The 21,599-nt window shown below is 66.7% G+C and carries 21 protein-coding genes and 1 pseudogene; 12 read left to right on the top strand and 10 right to left on the bottom strand.

The window, feature by feature from the left end:
• Positions 1 to 1,026: a diguanylate cyclase domain-containing protein gene (locus tag ACCQ08_RS12755; RefSeq protein WP_369460785.1), complete on the bottom strand. Its 1,026-nt coding sequence runs from the start codon at positions 1,024 to 1,026 to the stop codon at positions 1 to 3.
• Between the two features lie 196 nt (positions 1,027 to 1,222).
• Here ACCQ08_RS12755 and ACCQ08_RS12750 point away from each other — a divergent pair, with 196 nt between their 5' ends.
• From ACCQ08_RS12750 to ACCQ08_RS12735, 4 genes are all read left to right on the top strand, one after another.
• Positions 1,223 to 3,739: an ABC transporter permease gene (locus tag ACCQ08_RS12750; protein ID WP_373449989.1), complete on the top strand. Its 2,517-nt coding sequence runs from the start codon at positions 1,223 to 1,225 to the stop codon at positions 3,737 to 3,739.
• A 106-nt stretch (positions 3,740 to 3,845) separates the two neighbouring features.
• Positions 3,846 to 4,244, top strand: a complete 399-nt coding sequence (locus ACCQ08_RS12745) for a group II truncated hemoglobin (RefSeq protein WP_239809213.1) — start codon at positions 3,846 to 3,848, stop codon at positions 4,242 to 4,244.
• Positions 4,245 to 4,456: 212 nt separating this feature from the next.
• Complete coding sequence (locus tag ACCQ08_RS12740) at positions 4,457 to 5,050, top strand: LemA family protein (protein ID WP_239809212.1); 594 nt, start codon at positions 4,457 to 4,459, stop codon at positions 5,048 to 5,050.
• A 42-nt stretch (positions 5,051 to 5,092) separates the two neighbouring features.
• On the top strand, positions 5,093 to 6,208 hold the full coding sequence (locus ACCQ08_RS12735) for a M48 family metalloprotease (protein ID WP_373449988.1): 1,116 nt from the start codon (positions 5,093 to 5,095) through the stop codon (positions 6,206 to 6,208).
• 169 nt (positions 6,209 to 6,377) lie between these two features.
• Here ACCQ08_RS12735 and ACCQ08_RS12730 read toward each other — a convergent pair.
• Both ACCQ08_RS12730 and radC read right to left on the bottom strand, forming a co-directional pair.
• Positions 6,378 to 7,037: pseudogene (locus tag ACCQ08_RS12730) on the bottom strand (Smr/MutS family protein); the annotation flags it as partial.
• On the bottom strand, positions 7,034 to 7,741 hold the full coding sequence (radC, locus tag ACCQ08_RS12725) for a DNA repair protein RadC (protein WP_312453065.1): 708 nt from the start codon (positions 7,739 to 7,741) through the stop codon (positions 7,034 to 7,036). The pseudogene ACCQ08_RS12730 and the gene radC, both read right to left, overlap by 4 nt.
• Before the next feature lie 263 nt (positions 7,742 to 8,004).
• Here radC and ACCQ08_RS12720 point away from each other — a divergent pair, with 263 nt between their 5' ends.
• The 3 genes from ACCQ08_RS12720 to serS all read left to right on the top strand — a co-directional run bounded on the left by ACCQ08_RS12720 (position 8,005) and on the right by serS (position 10,908).
• Entirely contained in the window at positions 8,005 to 8,490 is a 486-nt protein-coding gene (locus ACCQ08_RS12720; protein WP_373449987.1) for a peptidylprolyl isomerase, read from the top strand.
• A 2-nt stretch (positions 8,491 to 8,492) separates the two neighbouring features.
• Complete coding sequence (ispH, locus tag ACCQ08_RS12715; protein ID WP_239809210.1) at positions 8,493 to 9,476, top strand: 4-hydroxy-3-methylbut-2-enyl diphosphate reductase; 984 nt, start codon at positions 8,493 to 8,495, stop codon at positions 9,474 to 9,476.
• 115 nt (positions 9,477 to 9,591) lie between these two features.
• Positions 9,592 to 10,908 carry a serine--tRNA ligase gene (serS, locus tag ACCQ08_RS12710; RefSeq protein WP_312413021.1) on the top strand — a complete coding sequence of 439 codons (1,317 nt, stop codon included), beginning with the start codon at positions 9,592 to 9,594 and terminating at the stop codon, positions 10,906 to 10,908.
• A gap of 65 nt (positions 10,909 to 10,973) precedes the next feature.
• Here serS and ACCQ08_RS12705 read toward each other — a convergent pair whose 3' ends face one another.
• Positions 10,974 to 11,723, bottom strand: a complete 750-nt coding sequence (locus ACCQ08_RS12705) for a type 1 glutamine amidotransferase (RefSeq protein ID WP_373449986.1) — start codon at positions 11,721 to 11,723, stop codon at positions 10,974 to 10,976.
• Positions 11,724 to 11,984: 261 nt separating this feature from the next.
• Between ACCQ08_RS12705 and yghU the strand changes: the two genes are divergently transcribed.
• Positions 11,985 to 12,821 (top strand): glutathione-dependent disulfide-bond oxidoreductase, encoded by an 837-nt coding sequence (gene yghU, locus ACCQ08_RS12700; RefSeq protein WP_373449985.1) that lies wholly within the window; start codon positions 11,985 to 11,987, stop codon positions 12,819 to 12,821.
• Positions 12,822 to 12,879: 58 nt separating this feature from the next.
• Here yghU and ACCQ08_RS12695 read toward each other — a convergent pair whose 3' ends face one another.
• From ACCQ08_RS12695 to ACCQ08_RS12670, 6 genes are all read right to left on the bottom strand, one after another.
• Complete coding sequence (locus ACCQ08_RS12695) at positions 12,880 to 13,362, bottom strand: hypothetical protein (RefSeq protein WP_369460790.1); 483 nt, start codon at positions 13,360 to 13,362, stop codon at positions 12,880 to 12,882.
• A 101-nt stretch (positions 13,363 to 13,463) separates the two neighbouring features.
• Positions 13,464 to 14,378, bottom strand: coding sequence for an NAD(P)-dependent oxidoreductase (locus tag ACCQ08_RS12690; RefSeq protein ID WP_239809205.1), 915 nt, complete (start codon positions 14,376 to 14,378; stop codon positions 13,464 to 13,466).
• A 70-nt stretch (positions 14,379 to 14,448) separates the two neighbouring features.
• On the bottom strand, positions 14,449 to 15,342 hold the full coding sequence (locus ACCQ08_RS12685) for a LysR family transcriptional regulator (protein WP_312413036.1): 894 nt from the start codon (positions 15,340 to 15,342) through the stop codon (positions 14,449 to 14,451).
• A gap of 236 nt (positions 15,343 to 15,578) precedes the next feature.
• Positions 15,579 to 17,225: an ABC-F family ATP-binding cassette domain-containing protein gene (locus ACCQ08_RS12680; RefSeq protein ID WP_373449984.1), complete on the bottom strand. Its 1,647-nt coding sequence runs from the start codon at positions 17,223 to 17,225 to the stop codon at positions 15,579 to 15,581.
• Between the two features lie 230 nt (positions 17,226 to 17,455).
• Positions 17,456 to 18,019, bottom strand: coding sequence for a M17 family peptidase N-terminal domain-containing protein (locus ACCQ08_RS12675; RefSeq protein WP_373449983.1), 564 nt, complete (start codon positions 18,017 to 18,019; stop codon positions 17,456 to 17,458).
• A 131-nt stretch (positions 18,020 to 18,150) separates the two neighbouring features.
• Positions 18,151 to 19,119: a LysR family transcriptional regulator gene (locus ACCQ08_RS12670; RefSeq protein ID WP_373449982.1), complete on the bottom strand. Its 969-nt coding sequence runs from the start codon at positions 19,117 to 19,119 to the stop codon at positions 18,151 to 18,153.
• Positions 19,120 to 19,194: 75 nt separating this feature from the next.
• Here ACCQ08_RS12670 and ACCQ08_RS12665 point away from each other — a divergent pair, with 75 nt between their 5' ends.
• The 4 genes from ACCQ08_RS12665 (at position 19,195) to ACCQ08_RS12650 (ending at position 21,558) form a co-directional block, all read left to right on the top strand.
• Positions 19,195 to 19,836 carry a DsbA family protein gene (locus ACCQ08_RS12665; RefSeq protein WP_373449981.1) on the top strand — a complete coding sequence of 214 codons (642 nt, stop codon included), beginning with the start codon at positions 19,195 to 19,197 and terminating at the stop codon, positions 19,834 to 19,836.
• A gap of 19 nt (positions 19,837 to 19,855) precedes the next feature.
• On the top strand, positions 19,856 to 20,251 hold the full coding sequence (locus tag ACCQ08_RS12660; protein ID WP_312527682.1) for a nuclear transport factor 2 family protein: 396 nt from the start codon (positions 19,856 to 19,858) through the stop codon (positions 20,249 to 20,251).
• A gap of 5 nt (positions 20,252 to 20,256) precedes the next feature.
• On the top strand, positions 20,257 to 20,541 hold the full coding sequence (locus ACCQ08_RS12655) for a hypothetical protein (RefSeq protein WP_373450043.1): 285 nt from the start codon (positions 20,257 to 20,259) through the stop codon (positions 20,539 to 20,541).
• 66 nt (positions 20,542 to 20,607) lie between these two features.
• On the top strand, positions 20,608 to 21,558 hold the full coding sequence (locus ACCQ08_RS12650; protein WP_373449980.1) for an MBL fold metallo-hydrolase: 951 nt from the start codon (positions 20,608 to 20,610) through the stop codon (positions 21,556 to 21,558).
• The last annotated feature ends 41 nt before the right edge of the window (positions 21,559 to 21,599 follow it).

The following is a 21,599-nucleotide window of genomic DNA, read 5'->3' as shown; positions in this document are numbered from 1 at the left end:
TCAGGCAACGACCGCATTGCGCGCTTTGCGGGCCTGCTTGGTCTGGTACATCGCCAGGTCGGCTTGCTGTAGCGCACTGTCCGCATCGGTGTCCGGCGTCACCGCCACCAGGCCCACACTGGCACCCTGGTAGTTCAGGCTCACGCCCTGGCCCAGGCACAGGGCCTCGGCGCGGGTGCTGGCAAACAGGCGCGCCTGCGTTTCGTTGAGGGCCGGTGCGACGGGCTCGCTCAGAAACGGGCCCAGACCGGCAAAGGCGAATTCATCGCCGCCCTGGCGCGCAACCAGGTCCGAGCCGCGCATCGCTTCGCGCATCTGGTCGGCCAGCAGTTGCAAGAAACGGTCACCCGCCTCATGGCCGTAGCCGTCGTTGATGGCCTTGAAGCCATCCATGTCGATCATGCCGACGAGTACATAGCGCTCCTGGCGGCGGGCTATGGCCTGCAGCTGGCCGAGCTGCTCGATCAATGCGCGGCGGTTGGGCAGGCCGGTCAACGCATCGGTGCGGGCCAGCCGTTGCAGCTCCTCGTTCTGCACCTGGATCTGGACCAGCAGCTGCTCGCGCTCGACCTGCTGGCCCAGGAACTGGGCAAACAGGCGCATGACGTCCTGGGTGTCGCGCTGCAGCGGTTGGCGCTTCGCACTGGCCCCGCACAGCGTGCCGTACAGCGCACCGTCCGACAGGTGCACGGGGGTGCTGGCGTAGGTCTGGATTCCCAGTGCCCGCGCGGCTTGCGAGTCGCCCCAGATCGTGCCCACATCATCGGTGTAGAGGCGGTTCTCGTCGATGGCACGTTTGCACAGGGTGTCTTCCCAGGGCACGCTCAGGTTCTCGGGAATCTGCAGGCTCTGGGTATTGCGCGCGAACAGCACCTGCTGGACGCGCTGGCCCAGATCAATGCGGGTGAGGTAGGTGGATTCCAGACTGGTGACTTTTTGCAGCATCTCCAGCAGGGGGCGCGTCAGCTCCTCCAAACTGCGAGCTTTGGCAAAGGTCTGGCCCAATTGTGAAATCAAGGCTTGCATAGGGTTGGCTCGTTGAGAGAACGTTGTTTCATATCGTAACTCGCAATCGCCGTGTTGGGGATCATCTCTTTCAATGGAGCCATTGGAGGCCGTCTACGAAATCTCCGTTGCCCGGGGCGAGTGGTTGCCAGCGCGCGTTTGCGCGCGCAATTCCGGCCTGGGCTGGGGGTAAACGCGCATCAGTTATGTTTGCTGCATGAAACACAACTTTTTTGCGCTGGGCTGGCGCCAATTGCTGCGCGACTGGCGCGCCGGTGAGCTGCGCCTGCTGTTGGTGGCGGTGGCGTTGGCCGTGGCGGCGCTGACGTCCGTGAGCTTTTTCTCCGACCGCCTGCAGGCAGGGCTGCAGCGCGATGCCAGCCAGCTGCTGGGCGGCGATGTCGTGGTGGTGAGCGACAATCGCACACCAGCGGCGTTCAGCGACAAGGCCCAGGCGCTGGGGCTGCAGGGCGTCACGACGGTGACCTTTCCGACGATGGCCCGCGCGGACGATGCCGATGGCGGTGAATCCCGCCTCGTTGGCCTCAAGGCGGTGCAGGCCGGCTACCCGTTGCGCGGCAGCCTGCGCACCGCAGCGGCTGCCGGCCAGCCCGATGGCGCCACCCGCGACCTTCCGGCGCCTGGCGAAGTCTGGGTGGACCCGAGCTTGCTGGAGGCGCTGGCGCTCAAGACCGGATCGGTGCTGTGGCTCGGAGACAAGCGCTTCACGATTGGCCGGGTGCTGACGATCGAGCCGGACCGGGGGGCGGGATTTCTGGGCTTTTCTCCGCGCGTGATGCTGGACTGGAGCGACCTGGCTGCCACCGGTCTGGTGCAACCCGCCAGCCGTTTGCTGTACCGCTTTGCGGTGGCCGGTGAGCCCGCAGCAGCAGCGCAGTTTCTGCAATGGGCCGAGACCGAAGTGGCCCAGCCGCATACGCATGGCGTGCGCATCGAGTCGCTGCAAAGCGGCCGGCCCGAGATGGAGCAGACCCTGGAGCGGGCGCAGAAATTCCTGAACCTGGTGGCCTTGCTGGCCGCGCTGCTGTCGGCCGTGGCCGTAGCGCTGGCGGCGCGCACCTTTGCCAGTGCCCACCTCAACGGCGCGGCACTGCTGCGGGTGCTGGGCCTGGGCCAGCGCGCCATTGCCGGCGCCTATGTGGTCGAGTTCGTCATTGTCGGCATGGCGGCCAGCCTGCTGGGCGTCGCGCTGGGCTATTTGATGCACTACCTGTTTGTCTGGCTGATGGCGGGCTTGTTGGCCGTGACCTTGCCCGCTGCCAGCGGCTGGCCCCTGGTGATGGGCGTGGGCATGGGCATGACCTTGCTGCTGGCCTTTGGCCTGCCACCGGTGCTGCAGCTGGCCCAGGTGCCACCGCTGCGCGTGCTGCGGCGTGACCTGGGTGCCCTGCGCCCGGCGTCGGCCTCGGTGCTGCTGCTGGGGGTGCTGGGCTTTGCGGCCCTGCTGCTGCTGGTCAGTGGCGATGCCAAGCTCGGCGGCATTGCGGTCGGTGGTTTTGCGATGGCCATCGTCCTGTTTGGCCTGCTCAGCGCGGCGGCGATTGCGCTGCTGCGCCGTGGGGTGAATGAGCGCACGGCGCCACGCTGGCTGTTGCTGGCCACCCGCCAGGTGGCCGCCCGGCCCTGGTTTGCCGTGGTCCAGGTCAGCAGCCTGGCCGTCGGCCTGATGGCCTTGGTGCTGCTGGTGCTGCTGCGCACCGACCTGATCCAGACCTGGCGGCAGACGACGCCGCCCGATGCAATGAACCGCTTTGTCATCAACATCCTGCCGGACCAGGCGGACGCCTTCCAGCAGCGGCTGCGCCAGGCCGGCATCGACAAATGGGACTGGTACCCGATGGTGCGCGGCCGCCTCATCCAGATCAATGGCAAGGACGTGGGCCCGGGCGACTACAGCGAAGACCGCGCCAAGCGCCTGGTCGACCGCGAGTTCAACATCTCCCACAGCGATGTGCTACAGGAGCACAACCAGATCGTGCAGGGCCGGTGGACGCCGGGCGAGGCGGGGGGCGTCAGTGTCGAAGAAGGTATTGCCGAAACGCTGGGCCTGAAAATCGGCGACCGCCTGCTGTTTGACATGGGCGGCGTGCAGCACGAGAGCAGGATCACCAGCCTGCGCAAGGTGGACTGGGGATCGATGCGCGCGAACTTCTTCGTGATGTACCCGGTCGCGAAGATGGATGATGTCGCCGTGACCTACCTGGCCGCCTACCGCGCGCCAGACGCCCCGGGCTTTGACAATGCGCTGGTGCGCGAGTTTCCCAACATCACCAACGTCGACCTGCGCGCCACCGTGGCCCAGCTCCAGCAGGTGCTGGGCCAGGTCATCCGCGCGGTGGAGTTCCTGTTCGGATTCACGCTGGCCGCAGGCCTGGTGGTGCTGTTTGCCGCAATCACCGCGACGCGCGAGGAGCGCGCCCGTGAGTACGCGATCATGCGGGCCGTGGGCGCACGCAGCCAGTTGCTGCAGCAGGTGCAACGGGCCGAGCTGGCCGGCGTCGGGCTGCTGGCCGGTGTGCTGGCCAGCGTGGTGGCCATGGCCATCGGCTGGGCGCTGGCCCGGTTCGTGTTCGACTTTGTCTGGGTGCCACGCTGGTGGGTGCCGCTGGCCGGCGGTGTCAGCGGTGCGTTGCTGGCGCTGGTGGCCGGCTGGTGGGGCCTGCGCGAGGTGCTGCGCCGCCCGGTCGTCGTGACCTTGCGCGAGGCCGTGTGACGCCGTCCAAAAGCGGTAATATCGCGGGCCCGGTAGCACGGGCGCTGTGCTGGCACAGCGCCCGCTCCCCCGGATGGTCTGCCCCCGTGTACCCTGAGAGCCCGTTATGCAAATCGAAGAAAAACCCCCCTTTGACACCCCGTTCGAATGGATCGGTGGCGAGGAAAAAGTGCGGGCGCTGGTGGACCGCTTCTATGACCTGATGGACCTGGAGCCCGGCTACCAGGAACTGCGCCAGGCCCATGGCAGCAGCCTGCAGGATGCGCGCGACAAGCTGTTCTGGTTTCTCTGCGGCTGGCTGGGCGGCCCTGACCACTACCAGCAGCGCTTTGGCCACCCGCGCCTGCGCATGCGCCATATGCCGTTCTCGATCGGCATCCTGGAGCGCGACCAGTGGCTGGCCTGCATGGACCAGGCCATGGGCGATGTCGGGGTGGACGAGAAACTGCGCAGCCGCCTGGGCCAGAGCTTTTTCCAGACCGCCGACTGGATGCGCAACCGCTGACAAGGCCCGCTCCCCCGCGATGCCTGCGCGGGTGGGTGCTGATCCCCGCGCTGTGGCGGCGAGCCCGCAGCCCAATACCTGATTTCTTGACATCTGTCATGCAGAAGGTTCACAAAATGCAACGGCCACCCTGGTTTGCATTCCCTATTGGGGCCCGGCGACGCTTTGGCCCATAATCAGGCCACTAAAAACAATGAGGGTGGATGAGGGTTATGAATACCAATTTGATGGTGGTCTCGGCGCTGGCCGCCGCCGTGCTGGTCTGGGGCGTGCTGGTCTACAACCGCTTGATGACCTTGCGCAACCGCACCAGCAATGCGCTGGCGCAGATCGATGTGCAGCTCAAGCGGCGCTATGACCTGGTGCCCAACCTGGTTGCGGTGGCCAAGAAATACCTGGAGCACGAGTCCCAGACCTTGGAGGCGGTGATCCGCGCGCGCGGCCAGGCCCAGGCAGCGGCCAGTGCGCTGCGTGCCGCGCCCGGCAAGCCCGAGGTGGCCGAGGCGATGGTGGCTGCGGAGGGCGCGCTGGGGGGCGCGCTGGGCCGGCTGATGGTGCTGACCGAGAGCTATCCTGATCTGAAGGCCGATGACACGATGCGCTCGCTGAGCGAAGAGCTGGGCAGCACCGAAAACCGCATCGGCTATGCGCGCCAGGCCTATAACGACCAGGTGCTGGAGTTCAACAACGCCTCCCGCGCCTTCCCGGCGATTGTCGTGGCCTCGATCCTCGGCTTCCATGCGATGCCGATGCTGCAGTCGACGCAAAGCGCCCAGGAACGCGAAGCCGTTCGTGTGCAGTTCTAAGGGCCATGGCCCGGTGCGCTGCCAAGCCGTAGCCGCCACCGCATGAAATTCTGGGATTTCCAAACCAGCGCAAGGCGCCGCACCTGGGGCCTGCTGGCCGCCTTTGCGCTGCTGGTGCTGGGCATTGCCGTGGGTGTGCACCTGGTGCTGGCGCTGGTGTTCTGGACGCCTGCTCTGGTGGCGGTGGCTTTCAGCCCACTGCGGCTGGAGCAGGTGGCGGTGCACTACCCGGCCGGTTTTCTGGCCACCAATATCGGCATTGTCACGTTGATGGTGCTGGGCGGCGCCTGGATCAAGCGCAGCAATCTGCGCCAGGGCGGGCTGCACCTGGCCAGGCAACTGGGTGCGCGGGCGCTGCGCCCCTCGGTATCGCATGCCGAGCAGCAGTACCAAAACATCGTTGACGAGCTTTGCATTGCCGCCGGCGCCCGGCGTCCCCAGGCCATGGTGCTGCCGCGTGACCTGTCACTGAACGCCTTTGCCGCCGCCTGGGAGGCCGAGGATGCGGTGATCGTCGTGTCGATGGGCGCGCTGGAGTACCTCAGCCGCGATGAGCTTAAGGCGGTAGTGGCGCATGAGCTGTCCCATCTGCACGAGGGCGATACCCGGCTCAACATGGAGTTGGCCGGCTATGTGTTCGGGCTGGAGATGCTGTTCAACTACGGGCGCGATTGGGTCGAGCGCGGCGTGTCGCTGTTTGGCAGGCCGTTGATGGCCGTAGGCTGGCTGGGCTGGTTGGCGGCGCAGGCGCTCAAGGCGGCGGTATCGCGCCAGCGCGAGTACCTGGCCGATGCCCGGGCCGTGCAGTGGACGCGCAACCCCGATGGCCTGGGCCGCGTACTGCGCGAGGCGCTGTGGCAGCAGGACTACCCGATGCAGGCCGGTGCGCTGCAATCCCGGGGCGGGGCAGTCGGCGCCTATGCGCCGCTGGTGGAGCACATGCTGCTGGTGGAGGTGCACAGCACCGAAGAGATGCACGACTTCTGGCACCTGGGCGGCGCGCGCTGGCTGGCCAGCCATCCCCGCCTGGAAGAGCGCATCGCCCGCATCTATGGCGAAGAAGATGCGCGCGAGGCGCTGCCGCTGCAGGACCCGGACAAGCGCTGGGTGAACCCCTTCACGGCCCCTTTGCCGCTGGGCAAGCCCGAGGCATCCTGAAAACGCGCGGTCAGCGCTTGGGCTTGGCGCTGCGGTACTGCGCCGCCCAGGATGCCACCTGCTGGGCCACCGGGTCAGGGGCGGGCACGGCGGCGGCCTGCCCGGCCAGTGCCTGCATCTCCAGCAGCGCATCGGCCACGTTGACGGCACTGGCCGTCATCGTGGCGGCACGCAGCAGGACCACCAGTGCGCCGGCGCCGCCTTCGGCCGGGCGCGCCTGCACAAAGGCCAGCACCTCGTTTTTCTGCACCAGCCAGCTATGCACCCGGCCTTTGAGCACCGGCATGCGCCCGGGCGAGCCCAGGCCCTTGCCATGCACCACGCGCACGCAGCGCAGCCCCTGGCGTTGGGACTGGCGGATAAACGTACCCAGCGCCTGGCGCGCCTCGTCGGTGCGCAGACCATGCAGATCGATCTGGCGCTGGATGGTCCAGTGCCCGGCACGCAGCTTGTGGACCACATCGCGGCCAATGCCTTTGCGTCTGAAGCTCAACTGGTCATCGGTATCGAGCAGGGTGCTGGCGTCGAACTCGTCGCTCATCGCTTCGAGCAGCACGCGTTTTTCATCAGCCCAATGCTGCAGCGGCAGCGGATCGGGCAGCGCCATCTCGGCGTGGATCTGGCCACTGCTGGGCAGCGGGCGCACGGCGCCCACGGTCTGCCGGAACAGCAGGCGGTCGCGTTCGGTCTGGCGCAGCGCCTGTTGGCGGGCGGCTTCCTGCAACTGGCGCTGGGCCGCCTGCTCGGCCTGCAAGGCCGTCAGCGCCTTGCGCAGCTGCTTGAGCTCGCGCAACGATGAAGCGCCTCGGGCTTTGTCCTGTTTACTCACATCTCACCTTCCTCGGCCATCGACAGTGCAGCCCCGGGGCCCACAATGATATGGTCCAGCACACGCACATCGACCAGGGACAGGGCGGCCCGCAGGCTCTGCGTCAGTTGCCTGTCCGCCTGGCTGGGCGTGACCTGGCCGCTGGGGTGATTGTGCGCCAATATGACGGCGCCAGCGTGGTGGTGCAGCGCCCGTATGACCACTTCGCGGGGGTAGACGCAGGCCTGGCCCAAGGTGCCCCGGAACAATTCCTCCAGCGCAATCAGCTGGTGCTGGCTGTCGAGAAACAGCACGGCAAACACCTCATGCTGCTTGTGGGCCAGGTGCAGCTGCACATAGGCTTTGACGGTGGCGGCACTGTCCAGCAGCCGGCGTTGTTGCAACTGCTGGGCCATCGCGCGGCGGGCCAGCTCCAGCACCGCGATCAGTTCAGCGCGCTTGGCAGGTCCCAGGCCCTTGACCTGGGAGAGCTCGGCGCTGCTGGCCTGCAGCAGGCCATTGATGCCGCCAAAGCTGCCAACACTGCCAAGAGCATCGGGCTGGCGCGGCGCCAGCAGCTCGGCCGCCCATTGCAGCACGCTTTTGCCGGCCATGCCGGTGCGCAGCAGGATGGCCAGCAGCTCGGCATCGGTGAGCGTGCCGGCACCTTTGGCGAGCAGTTTCTCGCGCGGCTGGCAGTCGGCGGGGAGGTCTTTGAGGGGCATGCAGTCCTTTCAATCGGGCTGGCCTGGCCCCGGGGGCGCGCCAGACCGGCGGGGCAGGGGTGGGGCATGCCATGCGCAGGCAGGGGCAAGGCAGCAACGATGGGTGTTCACGGGCACTCCTGGCGGTTCGCTGTCGGCCGGTGGCCTTTTGTCCGGGCAAAACTCCCCATTGGATCGGGTTCTGCCGGGCATCTTTTGATATAGGTTGCATGCAGGGGTTTCACCCTACAACCTACAATACACCCCAGTTTATAGGGATTTGCATGACTACTCCGATGGCCCCCGTGACGCCGCTGCCTGTTGATGCGCCAGTGGTACAACCCGGATCGTTTCTGACCTTGCACTACCGCCTGGCTGGCCCGGCGGGCGATGTGATCAACACCTTTGAAGGCAAGCCCGCGACCCTGTCGCTGGGCATGGGCGAGCTCTCGCCTGCGGTCGAAAACCTGCTGCTGGGTCTGCCCGAGGGCACGCATGCGACTTTCCACGTGCCCGCTGGCGAGGCCTTTGGCGAGCGCAACCCCGAGATGGTGCAATGGGTGGCACGGCGCCTGCTCAATGAGCTGGGCGATCCGATGGAGCAGTACACGCTGGGCGATGTGGTGCAGTTCCCCACGCCTGATAGTGCCAGCACCTACGCCGGTGTGGCGATGCAGGTGCGCGACGATGGCGCCGTGCAATTCGACTTCAACCACCCGCTGGCCAGCCAGCCGGTGACCTTTGAAGTCCAGCTGATCGGAGTGCTCTGAGCATGTTGCGGCCCCAGGAAATCGTATTGGCTGAGCCGCGCGGCTTTTGCGCCGGTGTGGACCGGGCGATCGAGATCGTCGAGCGCGCGATCGAAAAGTTTGGCGCGCCCATCTATGTGCGCCACGAGATCGTGCACAACACCTATGTGGTCAACGACCTCAAGTCCAAGGGTGCGATCTTCATCGAAGAGCTCGATGATGTGCCCCCGGGCGCGACCTTGATCTTCTCGGCCCATGGCGTGAGCAAGGCCGTGCAGCTGGAGGCCGAGCGCCGCGGTTTCAGCATCTTCGATGCCACCTGCCCGCTGGTGACCAAGGTCCATGTGGAAGTGGCCAAGCTGGCCAAGGAGGGTTATGAGTTCATCATGATCGGCCACAAGGGGCATCCCGAGGTCGAGGGCACGATGGGCCAGCTGTCCGAAGGTATCCACCTGGTCGAAGAAGTGGGCGATGTGGCCCATGTCAACCCCGGCCAGACCGACAAACTGGCGGTGGTGACGCAGACCACGCTGAGCGTGGACGATGCCGCCGAGATCACTGCGGCCGTCAAGCGGCGCTTTCCGCAGATCCGCGAGCCCAAGCAGCAGGACATTTGCTACGCGACGCAGAACCGCCAGGATGCCGTCAAGGTGATGAGCAGCCAGGTGGATCTCGTCATCGTCGTGGGCAGCCCCACCAGCTCCAACAGCAACCGCCTGCGCGAGCTGGCCGTCAAGCTGGGCACGCCGGGCTATATGGTGGACAACGCCGACGAGCTCAAGCCCGAATGGTTTGACGGCATCGCCCGCGTGGGCCTGACCGCGGGCGCCTCGGCCCCCGAGGTGCTGGTCAAGCAGGTGATCGAGCGCATCAAGGTGCTGGGTGCCACATCAGTGCGCAAGATGGATGGCATCGAGGAGACGGTGAAATTTCCGCTGCCCAAGGGCCTGAAAATCGATGTCGGCGGGCTGGAGATTTCTGCACGATCTCCGGAGACGGGTCGCTGAACAAGGCCTGGTGGCCTGGCGGCTCGTCCACTTCCCTTTGATCGCGGTGGGCGGCGCCCACCTCACCCCCTTTCATGGGCAGGCCTCGGCGCTGCCCCACCCCAAGAGGTTATTCATGCTTGATATTTTGTTGCTTCGCAAAGACCTGGACTCGGTCATCGCCCGCTTGCAGACCCGCAAGAGCCCCCAGCAGTTTCTGAATGTCGAGGCCTTCAAGGCGCTGGAAGCCGAGCGCAAGACCATCCAGACCCGCACCGAAGAGCTGCAGGCCAAGCGCAACCAGCTGTCCAAGCAAATCGGCATGCTGATGGGCAAGGGCGAGAAGGACGCTGCCGAAGCCGCCAAGGCCGATGTGGCCGCGATGAAGACCGAGCTGGAGCAGTCGGCCACGCGGCTGGATGAACTGCAGGCCGAGCTGCAGGCGATGCTGGTGGCCGTGCCCAACCTGCCGCACGAGAGCGTGCCGGTGGGCGAGGACGAATCGGCCAATGTTGAAGTGCGCCGCTGGGGCACGCCCCGCAGCTTTGATTTCGAGATCAAGGACCATGTCGATGTGGGCACGCCACTGGGTCTGGACTTTGAGGCCGGTGTCAAGCTGACCGGCTCGCGCTTCACGGTGATGAAGGGCCCGATCGCCCGCCTGCACCGCGCGCTGGCGCAGTTCATGATCGACCTGCAGACCGAGCAGCATGGCTACACCGAGTGCTATGTGCCCTACATCGTCAACAGCGACTCGCTCAAGGGCACGGGCCAGCTGCCCAAGTTCGAGCAGGACCTGTTCGCCGCCAACAAGGGCGGCCAGGATGCCGAGCCGGTGCCCGATACCGCAGCGCTCTACCTGATCCCGACCTCGGAAGTGCCGCTGACCAACCTGGTGCGCGACGAAGTGCTGAGCGAAGACCAGCTGCCGATCAAGCTGACTGCGCACAGCCCCTGCTTCCGCTCGGAAGCGGGCTCGGCCGGCCGCGACACGCGTGGTCTGATCCGCCAGCACCAGTTCGACAAGGTCGAGATGGTGCAGGTGGTGCACCCCGACAAGAGCTACGAGGCGCTGGAAGAGATGACGCGCCATGCCGAAGATGTGCTGCAGCGCCTGGGCCTGCCGTACCGCGTGCTGGCACTGTCGACCGGTGACATGGGCTTTGGCGCTGCCAAGACCTATGACCTCGAAGTCTGGCTGCCCGCGCAGAACACCTACCGCGAAATCAGCTCGGTGAGCAACTGCGAAGCCTTCCAGGCCCGCCGCATGCAGGCCCGCTTCAAGAACGCGCAAGGCAAAAACGAGCTGGTCCACACCTTGAACGGCTCGGGCCTGGCCGTGGGCCGCACCTTGGTGGCCGTGCTGGAGAACTACCAGAACGCCGACGGCTCGGTGACCGTGCCCGAAGCGCTGCAGCCCTACCTGGGCGGCGTGGCCGTGCTGAAGGTCTAAGCGTTCAGACCCTGCGTTCTACCAAGCCGGTGCAGCGATGCACCGGCTTTTTTGATGGTGCCGGCTCATGCCAGCGCCAGGCGCGCCTCTCCCCAGACGGGCAGGTAGAACAGGCGTGGGCGCGGCAGCTGGGCCGTCCAGGCGCTGTAGGTGCGCGCGGCGATCTGGTGCAGCTGGCGGATATGCCAGGGCAATTGCGCCAGGATCTGCGCCTGGCTTTGCACGGCAGGGCCTGCAGCGCTGCGCAGCTCGGGCGCGCCTTCGTCGCACCAGTCGCGCACGCTCTGGGCGGTGACCTCCAGATGGCCCTGGAAAGCCCAGTGCGGCCCATGCACAAAGCCCTTGTTCAGGCAGTGGCGGCCGTACATGCTACGGCGAGCGCCGTGCGGAATCTCAAAGCTGTCGTAGTGCCAGTTGAAGAGGGTGGCCTCGGCGGGCAGATCCATGCAGGCCTGCGCGTCGGGGGTGATCCAGACACGGCTCCAGCCGATATTGGCGCAGGGGTTGCGCCATACGCGGGCCCCCATCGCGCGGGCCAGCATCTGCGCGCCAAAGCAGTGGCCGAGCACGGGCACCTCCGCCGCCAGGGCGCTTTGCAGCAGGCAGCGTTCCTGCTCGATCCAGCGCAACTGCTCATTGGCACAGTGGTTGCTGCCGAGCACGACGATGCCCCGGTAGTCGCGCGCCCGCATGGCCGCGATGCCCTTGTCGCAGGGCGTGATCAATGCATAGGTGATGCCGTGCTGCTGCAGGTGCGCGAGCAGCACGCCCGGGCCCTGCGAGGTTTCATGCTGGAGGATGGCGACAGGTTTCATGGAGGGTGGCTTGCGCTTCAAGCCCTGGGTGGAGAGGCCCCCACTGTAGAAAGCCCGGCATTGAGCGCATGTCTAGACTGTGCGGCCCGCCATCAAGATGGCATCAAGCTGCTGCCAACCTGCGTTGTGGTCTTTCACGGCGCCGCTGCAGTGCGCCGGGCTCCTCTCTATGATCGGCAGCAGGTGGCCCCCAGCACGCGCCAGCACCCTGCCGGGCCGCAGCGATGGGCCCCAGCCATGTACAGAAAGCTGAGGTAAAGCATGTCGGATCAACCGTACCAACCGCCCAAGGTCTGGACCTGGGACAAAGGCAATGGAGGCGCCTTCGCCCATATCAACCGCCCCGAAGCGGGCGCCACGCACGACAAGGTACTGCCGGTGGGTGAGCACCCCTTGCAGCTGTATTCGCTGGGAACGCCCAATGGCATCAAGGTGACGATCATGCTCGAAGAGCTGCTGGAGCTGGGCATTGCCGAGGCCGAGTACGACGCCTGGCTGATCAATATCGGCGAGGGTGACCAGTTTGGCAGCGGCTTTGTCGAGGTCAACCCGAACTCCAAGATCCCCGCGCTGCTGGACCGCAGTGGCAGCACGCCCGTGCGGGTGTTCGAGTCGGGCTCCATCCTGCTGCACCTGGCCGAGAAGTTTGGCCAGTTCCTGCCCAAGGAGGCAGCGGCCCGCACCGAGGTGCTGAACTGGCTGTTCTGGCAGGTGGGCAGCGCGGCATTTCTGGGCGGCGGCTTTGGCCACTTCTATGCCTATGCGCCCGAGAAGATGGCCTACCCGATCAACCGCTATGCGATGGAAGTCAAGCGCCAGCTCGATGTGCTCGACCGCCAGCTCGCCGAGCACCGCTTTATCGCTGGACAGGACTACAGCATTGCCGACATGGCTGCCTGGCCCTGGTATGGCGCGCTGCTGAACAACGAGGTCTACAGTGCAGCCGAGTTTCTGGATGTGGGCACCTATACCCATGTGCGCCGCTGGACCGATGAGATCGCGCAGCGCCCTGCGGTGCAACGCGGCAAGCGGGTCAACCGCATCCGGGGCGATGCACCGATGCCCGAGCGGCACAGTGCAGCAGACTTTGAGCGCTGACGCTTAGGCGGCCGGACTGCCGCGCGCTGACGCGCAGCGCAGCCCGGCGGTCTGCCGATCAGGCGCGCCAGAAGTACCAGCCCGCCAGCAGCAGAACCAGCACCACGGCGAAAACCGCCGTCCAGGCGCCCGAGCTGCGCACCCGGCCCGGCTCATGGTCCGGTGCCATCCACGCTGCAGCAGCGGGTGCGGCCGGCGTGCTGCCGGGGCTCGTGGCGGCGTTGGGCTGCGGCAACCACTGCTGGGGGTCGCCGGATTCGATGCGGTCCTTGGCTTCTTTCAAGCCGATGCCGGTGGCATCCTTGAGCAGCTTGATGGCGACGATCTTGTCGCCCCGCGCCAGCGCCGCTTCAATTGCGGGGCGCAATGCCTCTGCACCGCCGGGCAGCTCCCGTCCATCGTCACCATCGAGCTGCGTCTCCAATGCGCTCTTGGCCTCCGCCAGGCCCATGCCGGTAGCTTCGCGCAGCCGCTTGATCGCGGCGATCTTGTCGTTATTGCGCCAGAGAGCGGCGATAGGGGCAGGGATAGGCGTGGACATGGCGGGTCTCGGCAGAGGGTGGAACAGCAGTCTTTGTACCCATTTTGCGCTGCGGCGGGCATAGGACAAGGGCTGACATCGCAGCCTCCGGGATCAGCCCCTCAACCGGGTGTCCAGCCCTTGGGCACGCGCGGCTTGTCGATGCCTGCCAGGCCGCAGAGCACATCGGCCATGCCGGAGAAATCGAGGCCGCCGTGCTGGCTGGCGCGGGCGAGGCTGTACGACTCATGCACCGCAGCGGCCACCGGCATCGGCACCTTGCTCGCATGGGCGGCGGCGATGACCAGCGACATGTCCTTGTGGGCCAGGTCGATCGTGAAGCCCGGCGTGGTGTCGCCCAGCAGCACCTTGTTGGCAAAGTTCATGCGCAGCTGACCATTGGTGGCCGAGGTGCCCAGCAGCACCTGCAAGGTCTTGCCGATGTCCAGGCCAAAGCGCTGCGACAGCGCCAGCGCCTCGGCATTCACCTGGGTCAGGGTGACGGCCAGGTAGTTGTTGACCAGCTTGGTGCGCCCGCCCGTGCCCACCGGGCCGCAGTGGTGGGTGGTGGTGCCCATCGCGTTCAGCAGGGGTTGCACGCGGGCCAGGTCGGCATCGCTGGCGCCGACCATGAAGAGCGATTCGCCCCGGTCGGCATGTTCGGCCAGCCGGCCCACCGGCGCATCCACCATCGACAGGCCCTTGGCAGCGGCCTGCTGCGCCAGCCGGTCGGTGGCCAGCGGATCGATGGTGCTCATGTCCATCAGGATGCTGCCGGGCTGGGCATGTGCAAAGATGCCGCCCTCGCCCAGCGCCGTTTGCTCCACCTCCACCGACGAGGGCAGCATCGTGACGATGATGCTGCAGTCGCGCGCCAGTTCGGGCACCTCGGCACTTTGTGCACCCATCGCGACCAGGTCCTTGACGGCCGTCTGGTTCAGGTCATGGACGACCAGTGCGAAACCCTTCTTGACGAGGTTGGCAGCCATGGGTTTGCCCATGCGGCCCAGGCCGATAAAACCGATCTTGTCTGCCATGCATGTCTCCTTGTTGGTATCCATCCATGATGGCAGGCGCGGGGCCCTGGCCCCTGTCAAACACAGGACATCAGCCGGGCAGCGCAAAAGCGGCCAGCACCGCCAGCACCGCAGCGGCTGCCGGGTTGTGGCTGCCATCGCGGCGGTGGGCCACGGCCATCGGGCGCATCAGGCGGGGCCAGAGATGGCGCACCTGCACGCCGGGCAGTTGCAGCTGGTCTTCGACCTCTTCGAGCGGCAGGATGACCGCGCTCTGGCTGGCGGCGGCCAGGCTTTTGAGGGCGCCGGGGTAGCTCAGGGTCAGAAAGGGCCGGGGGTGGTGGCCGGCCTGCCCGAACCAGCCGGCAATCAGCCCATGCATTTGCGTGGCTGGTGCAAACGAGGCCCAGCGCTTGCCGGCCAGCCAGTCCGGCGTTACCCGCTTGGGCGCCTTCCAGGCGGCGGGCAGCAGCACCACCATCGGGTCATTGCGCCAGGGTGTCAGCACGATCTCGGCGCTGCTGGGCTGGGGGCTGGCCACAATGGCCACATCCAGCGAGCCGGTGCGCAGGCGCTGCATCGCATCGGCCGAACCCACCGCTTCGAGCTTGACCTCCACCCCCGGGCTGCGGCTGCTCAGCTGTTCGAGCATCATCGGCAGCAAGCGGGTGCTGACCCCTGCCGACACGCCCACCTTGACCAGTCCTTCGCGGCCGCTGGCACGGCGCTGCACCAGGTCGATCAGCTCATCGCTGGCGTCGAGCAGCTTGCGGCCATGGGCCACCAGCAGCTCGCCCGCCGCCGTGAGCACCGCCTGGCGCCGGCCGCGCACCAGCAAGGCCGTGTCCATGCGCGTTTCCAGCTCCTTGATATGCAGGCTGATGGCCGGTGGCGACAGGTGCAGCGCCTGCGCGGCCGCCGCAAAGGTGCCCAGGTCGGCAATGGCGACCAGGGTCTGCACCTGGTCGAGGTTGAGGTTGCGCATCAGTTTTTCTGAAGTGAATGCATAGGAAATTCAACTTTACAGAAGTCTGGACGAGGCCGAGCATCGGTGGCCATGCAAAACCCTCGACCACTGCCTGAACCCTTACCCCATCCGCCACCGCCAGCGGCCCCGCTGCCGCGCAGCTGGCTGGCCCGGCAATGGCAACGCTGGCTGGGCCTGTGCCAAGGTGCCGAGCGGCGTATCAGCGAGAACTTCCGGATGCCACCAGGCGGAGGCTAGGACTGCGTACCCCTTCTCCATGGCGCCAACTCCCAGCGGTCACCGTCGAATGCCAGCCGGTGCGTCAAGGCCAGCGCATCGAGCAGCGCCTCATCGTGCGAGACGACGACCAGGCAGCCAGGGTAGCTGCGCAGCATGTGCTCCAGCGCTTGCAGCGCCGGCAGGTCCAGGTGGTTGTCGGGCTCGTCCAGCAGCAGCAGCTGCGCGGGCGCATCGCGGTACAGCGCGCAGGCCATGGCGGCTTTGAGCCGCTCGCCACCGCTCAGCTGGCCGCTGGGCTGCAGAATGCAGCGCGCATCCAGCCCCAGCTGCGCCAGGCGCATGCGCAGTACGCCTTCCGGCGTCTGCTGGTTGCCTTGCTGCAGCTGGGCCAGCAGGCTGCGCGCGGGGTCGAGCAGGCTTTGCTGCTGGTCCAGCATGGCCCAGGGCACATGCAGCTGGCGCTGGCCTGCATTTGGCGCCAGCTGGCCGGCGAGGATCTGCAGCAGGCTGCTTTTGCCGCAGCCGTTGGGCCCGGTGATGGCCAGGCGCTGGCCTGCACGCAGCTGCAGGTTCAGCGGCTGCCTGCCCGCCAGGCGGGGGGACAGCAGGTCCTGCAGCTCGGCGACGAGGGCATCGCTGCTGCGGCCTTGCTCAAAGGCCTCGGGCGGCAGCTGCCAGTGGATGGGGCCGGCCTGCCAGTCGATCGCCTGGGCCGCTTCGCTGACGCGGGCGTTCAAGGCCTCGCGGGCAGCGGCATGCTGGGCTACGAGCTTGCCCGAGCTGGCCTCGGCGCGCTGCTTGGCGCGGCCCAGCAGGATCTTGGCCTGGTTGGCCTGCTTGCCCTGTTGGTGGCCTCTGGCCTGTTTGCGTTGCTGGCGCTCCTGCTGGCCCTGTAGCGCCTGCTCGCTGCGCTTGCGCTCCAGCTTGCTGCGGGCCAGTGCATCCGCCGCATGCTGCGCGCGCTGCTGCTGCGCCTGCTGGTAGCCGCCAAAGGAGCCGCTGTACATGCGCAGCCCCTGGCTGCTCAGCTCGGCGATCACCTCCATCTGGGCGAGCAGGCGCCGGTCATGGCTGATCAGCAGCAGGCCGCCGGGCCAGTGCTGCAGGCGCTGCGCCAGTGCCGCGCGGCCAGCGGCATCCAGGTGGTTGCTGGGCTCGTCCAGAATCAGAAAATCGGCCTGGGCCAGTTGCGCGCCCAACAGCGCCACGCGCATCGCCTGGCCGCCGCTCAAGGTGTGGGCCGGGGTCTCGGCGGGCAGCGCGGGCAAGCCGCTGTCCTGCAGCAGGGTCTGGAACTGCTGGCGCAGATCCCAGCGCTCTGCCAGCAGCGCAAAGTCCTGCGGGTCGCTGCTGCCTTGCTCGATGCGCTGCAACGCTGCCAGCGCAGGTGCCAGGCCAGCCAGCTCGGCAATGCTTTGCGCGGGGTGCTGCACCAGCAGGTCCTGCGCCAGGTAATGGATGCGGCCTGCACGGCTGATGCGGCCGCTGGTGGGCTCCAGCGCGCCGGCCAGCAGCTGGGCCAGCACCGTTTTGCCCACGCCATTGCGGCCGACCAGCGCGGTGTGCTGGCGGTCAAAGCGGGCGTGGAGATCGGAGAAAAGCTGCCGGCCTTGCGGCAGCGAATAGGAGACGCCATGCAGCGTCAAATGCGTGTCTGTCATACCACCCGTGCGATTCATCGATGCCGAACATCCCCGAGCCATGGCTGGTGAGCCTGCAGCTTTGGCCATCGTGAGAGATAGGGCAGCCGCTGCGATCAAGGGGCGGGACGTGGGGCCGTCAGAAAGACGGCAGCATCAATAGCGCATGGGTAGAAGACCTCGCACAGGTAAGAAAGCGGCCCATTGTAGGCCGCATGGCGCGGCGGTCAAGGGCCGCCGCTGCCCGACCCTCAGCCCATCATGGATGCAAAAGCCTGCTGGTACTGCTGCAGCTTGTGCGGGAAATGGGCCGCGCCGGTGTCGAACACCCAGTGCTCGATGGCGGGCGCGGCTGCCAGCCCCAGGCTGTGGAGCTGGTGCTGGGCATCGAGCTGGGTTTTGAAGCCATGCAGCATGGGGCCGTTGACGTCCTCATCGGAGTGGATGCCGGTGTCCAGAATGCTGGGCGCGATCGCCACGCTGCGCGCACCGCGCAGGTGACCGACCCGCAATGCGCAGGCCACCGCAGCGGCGCTGGTCGCGGGGCTCCAATCCTCGGGGTGGCCCATGCCGATCACCACAATGGCGGGGGCTTGCACGGCGCCTGCTGGGGGTGTGATCAGCAGCGTCTCCAACGGTTGGGCGCGGAACGCGCCATCGCGCCGGGCCTGGGCCAACTGGCCGCCCAGGGCGGCATCCAGGTGGGCCAGGCCGCCTGCCATGGGCTGGTGGTCCACTTCATGCGTGAACATGCAGGCGCAGGACAGATCGACCCGCGCGCCAGTGGCATCCACCGTCACCAGCTCCAGCCGCACCCCTCGGTACTGCCCGATATCGCTACGTTCTACTGCTGCTGCTTCTGCTGCCCTTGGGGGAATCTCCTGTCAGAGGGGGTTGCGCGGCGGCTGGATGCCGCCCAGGGTGTCGGCCCATCCTAACAAGCGCGTCAACCGGCTGCTGCCGGAGGGCCTCCGGCTTTGGCGTCTTGCTGCGCCAGCTGCTCTTGCAGCAGCTCGACAAAGGCGCGCACCTTCACCGGGCGAAAGCGCGCGGCGGGAAACACGGCATGGATGCCACCCGAGGGCAGTTTCCAGTCGGGCAGCACCTGCAGCAGCCGGCCGCTGTGCAGGTCGTCGGCGACGGCATAGTCGGGCAGCACCGACAGGCCTGCGCCGTGGCGCACCGCCTCGCGCACGGCCATTGTGGCGTTGAGCGACAGCACCGACGGCATGCTGACGTTCTGGCGCTCCAGAGCCGTGCGCGAAAAGCTCCAGTGCAGCGGATCGCGCAGCGCCGTATTGGCCACAAAGGGCAGGGCGGCCAGTTGCTGCGGCTCCTCCATGCTGGCCAGCTGTGGCTTCCAGGCAGGCGAAGCCACCAGCAACTGGCGAAAGCTGCCGATCTGGCGCGCCTGCAGGTGCAGCTCGGTCAGCCAGCCTACGCGGATGGCCAGCTCCACCTGCCCGTCCATCAGGTCCAGCGACTGGTCGCTGAGCGAGGCGTCGACCTTGCACTGCGGGTAGCGGCGGCAGAAGGCGGTGATGGCCGGCACGATGGCGGCGATGCCGTAATCGAGCGGTGCCGTCAGCCGCAAGGTGCCCGAGGGCGCCTCGGCCCCCTGGGCCAGCTCGTCAAAGGCGTCGGCTGCTTCCTTGAGGATCAGCGCGCAGCGCTGGTAGAAGGCCTGGCCCGCATCGGTGGGCACCACCTTGCGGGTGCTGCGCGTCAGCAGGCTGGTGCGGAAGTCGGCCTCCAGCCGCGCCACCTGCTGGCTGACCACCGCCTTGGTGATGCCCAGGCGCGCGGCGGCGGCGGTGAAGCTGCCGGTTTCCACCACGGCACTGAAATAGGCCAGGCGCTTGAGGTTGGAGAAGTGGCCCATCGCCGCATCATCAAGATTGTTTGCTTTTTGCATACGAGTTATCTATTTGATTGCGGTTTATTTGTCAATCCAAATTGACTACTATGGCGCCATCGCATTCGATAAGCAATGGATATGAAACGCCTCTATTACCTCTTTGATCCTCTTTGCGGCTGGTGCTATGGCGCAGGACCGGTGCTGGAAAGCCTGGCGCAGCAAGGCGGCGAGCAGCTGCAATTGCTGCCCAGCGGACTTTTCTCGGGCGAAGGCGCCCGCCCGATGGACGAGGCCTTTGCCGCCTATGCCTGGAACAATGACCAGCGCATCGAGCGCCTGACCGGCCAGCCTTTCAGCCAGCGCTACCGCAGCGAGGTGCTGGAGAAGCCGCAACAGATGTTTGACAGCGGCCCGGCCACGGTGGCGCTGACGGCCGTGCACCTGACAGCACCAGAGCGCGAGGCCGAGGCGCTCAAGGCCATCCAGCATGCGCGCTATGTGGATGGGCTGGACAACACGGCCATTCCCGTGCTGCTTGATCTGCTGCGCGGCCTGGGCCTGAACGACGCTGCCGCCCGGCTGGCGCAACCCGATGCCGCGCTGATGGACGCCAACAACGCCCGAATGGCCCAGGCCCGGCAGCTGATGCGTGCGCTGGGTGCGCAAGGTGTGCCCAGCTTTGTGCTGGAGCGCGATGGCCAGCGCCAGCTGCTGAACGCCAGCGCCGCTTTCTCCAACCCCCAGGCCTTTGTGGCGCAGTGCCTGGCTGCCTGAATCTGTACGGAGACTCTCAATGACCACCCGCAACCTGGACACCATTCGTGCCACCTATGAAGGCAGCCCCGAGGACAACGCCCGCCATTTGATGGCGGCGCTGGCGCCCGATGTGCGCTGGATCGAGGCGGCCGGATCGCCCTATGCCGGCGAGTATGTGGGTGCCGCGCAGATCGTGGAGGGTGTGTTTGCGCGGCTGGGCAGCGACTGGGCAGACTTCCGCGTCTACGTGCACAGCTACCTGGCCGATGGCGACCGGGTGGCCGCCTTTGGCCGCTACACCGGCACCCACCGCGCCAGCGGCCGGGCGATGGAGGCGGGCTTTTCGCACCTGTACCAGCTGCGCGGTGGCCAGATCATCCGCATGGAGCAGGTGGTGGACAGCGCTGCGATGCGCCAGGCGATGCAGCCATGACGGCCATGCATACGCCGGACGAACTGCGCCAGTTGCAGGGGCTGGCGGCCCAGTTGCAAGCGGGTGACTGGCATGCCGCCCACGATGGCGTGCAGCGCATTCCCGGCCTGCTGGCCGCCTGGTTGCACGGCATCGTGCATTTGCAGGAAGGCGATCTGGAAGACGCCGAGAACTGGTACGAGCGCGCCGGCAAGCGTTTTCGCCAGCGCGAAAGCCTGGCGCAGGAACTGGCCCAGTTCCACGCAGCCCTGGCGCAAGCGATGGCAGACGGCGCTGCTGCCAGAGCCTGAATCACCGGGTTGCAGCCTGGCCTGCGCCCACCTTTGTTGAATCCCTTTTTGAAAGCAAACCAGACTATGAAACAACGCTACTACACCCTGTCCGCCTGTGCGCTGGCCGCTGCCCTGTTGGTGGGCTGTGAGCGCAGCAGCACCCAGCCGGCGCCCGCTGCGCCGGCCGCCAGCGCGCCTGCGGCCCCCGCGCCGGCCGATACCCAACAGGCGACCCTGACCACCGAGGTCTTCAATCCTGGCGAACAAGCCATCTTTGCCGTCTCCTCGGTGCTGGTGCAGGGCAAGACCGAGGCGGTGTTGATCGATGCGCAGTTCTCGGCCGAGCAGGCGCGCAAGCTGGCCGACAAGATCAAGGCCAGCGGCAAGCGCCTGACGACCATCTACATCAGCCATGGCGACCCGGACTTCTACTTTGGTCTGGACACCTTGCAAGCCGCGTTCCCAGAAGCCAGGATTGTGGCGACCCCGCAGACCATTGCCCATATCGAGGCCACGAAGGACGAGAAGCTCAAGGTCTGGGGCCCGAAGCTGGGCGAGAACGCGCCCAAGCAGCTGGTGGTGCCGCAGCCGCTGCAGGGCGACAGCCTGCAGGTGGATGGCCAGGCCTTGCAGCTGATTGGCCTGGACGGCCCGACGCCGGACCGCACGGTGGTCTGGATTCCGTCGATCAAGACGGTGGCCGGTGGCATCCCGGTGATGGCCGGTGAGCATGTCTGGATGGCCGATACCCAGACGCCGCAGTCGCACAGCGACTGGCTGGCGACGCTGGCGCGCATCAAGGCGCTGGGCCCCGATGTGGTGATCCCCGGCCACTTTGCCGGCACGATGCCCGCGGGCACGGCGGCCGTGGACTTTACCGCCGATTACATCCGCGCCTTTGACGAAGAAACGGCCAAGGCCAAGGACGGCGCTGCGCTGGAAGCGGCGATGAAGCAGCGCTTTCCCCACCTGGGCGGTCTGGAAGGCTTGGCGCTGAGCGCCAAGGTGGCCAAGGGCGAGATGCAGTGGCATTGATGAAGGGCTGATACGGCCCACAGCACGGCACCCCGGCGGGA

The organism is Comamonas sp. SY3 (assembly GCF_041730275.1).
Classification (GTDB): domain Bacteria; phylum Pseudomonadota; class Gammaproteobacteria; order Burkholderiales; family Burkholderiaceae_C; genus Comamonas; species Comamonas sediminis.
Note: the sequence above shows the minus strand (reverse complement) of the source record. Positions and strands in the feature narration are given on the sequence as shown.